This is a genomic window from Salinimicrobium oceani, from assembly GCF_012037645.1.
The window spans coordinates 1-368 of sequence record NZ_JAAVJR010001051.1 but is presented as its reverse complement, the minus strand read 5'-3'; the positions used below and the strand labels follow the sequence as shown (position 1 = coordinate 368).

1 pseudogene is annotated in these 368 nt (G+C 47.8%); it reads left to right on the top strand.

Annotation, left to right across the window (positions count from 1 at the left end):
• Positions 1–368, top strand: a pseudogene (locus HC175_RS20730) (hypothetical protein); the annotation flags it as partial.

The following is a 368-nucleotide window of genomic DNA, read 5'->3' as shown; positions in this document are numbered from 1 at the left end:
TATACTTCAATGACTTTTTCCGGCAGGCTTTTTTTGGTCTGGCGACAACTGTTATATTCATAGGCTTTGTTTTTTCCTGCTCTCCCGGACTCTCCCCTGCAGATGCACCTATTCCACAACCTGAAGCTTTCAGCTATACCGGAACTGCCGAACTTTCAGATAAATGGTGGGAACATTTCGAAGATCCTGTCCTGGACTCTCTTATTGAACAAGGTCTTGAACAAAACCTGGAATTAGCAGGTAACTGGGAACAATTTCAGGCTGCTCTTGCCGTGGTTGACAGGGAATCTTCTTTCTTCTGGCCGCAGGTAGATGCCACAGCCGGTACTGCGGTTACCAGGCCGCGCGACGAATTTTTGCGGGATGAA